Source organism: Oleiphilus sp. HI0117 (genome assembly GCF_001635235.1).
The window spans coordinates 1-759 of sequence record NZ_LWGA01001451.1 but is presented as its reverse complement, the minus strand read 5'-3'; the positions used below and the strand labels follow the sequence as shown (position 1 = coordinate 759).

The 759-nt window shown below is 47.6% G+C and carries 1 pseudogene; it reads right to left on the bottom strand.

The window, feature by feature from the left end:
- Positions 1-759 (bottom strand): annotated as a pseudogene (locus A3757_RS27370) (hypothetical protein); the annotation flags it as partial.

Here is a 759-nt window from a genome sequence, read left to right as displayed (position 1 = left end):
GAGCAAAAACTTTGCGGCCTTCTGGAACCTTATCCAAATCGATATAATCCTTACCTGCTTTGCCATCCAGGTCTTGAGATGCTAGTAGATAGGTCGGGCCGCCAGTAATCAAGAACGCAGCCAGGTCATCCATTTTTGCATCGGCATAGTTCCACGCATCACATTCGTTTGCACATTGCATAATACGCATTGGGCTTTGCTTATTGCCTTGGCCGAAATGCTGCCCAGGATGCGGAAAGTTAGGCACCCAGCATTCTTCTGTACACATACCGATATTCACATAAACACGAATCAGCGCTAGGTGTTCACCGACACTATCTTCACCGCCTTTCAGTACGTGACGAGTGCGCGCTGTTGAAACTTCACCCGTGACCGGGTCTTTCATTTCATGCTCAAAGACACGCTTGTTATGGAAGTCCATAATATTGTTTTGCGTACCCGGGTTGTGGCTCCAATCAGACGCTACAATCGACGTGTCAATTGTTCCTAAACGTCCTGCCATCACTGCTTGGTTCGCTAAATGGTCTTCAGGCACACCTTGGAAAAAAGCCATAGGCTGGCGCGTGTGTTGGTTACCAATTGTTGCACTCAGGTTTTCCCACTTAGGCTCATTTGGATCTTTAGGCGGGTTTGTCGGTTCAAACGCTACGTGACACTGTACACAGGGGTGTCCGATAGCAAAGCGTTTGTTTTCTTTGATTTCATTTTCTTCGTAGGCTGCAGTTCTTGCATCGTAAACCACTTTGCCAGACTCATCCT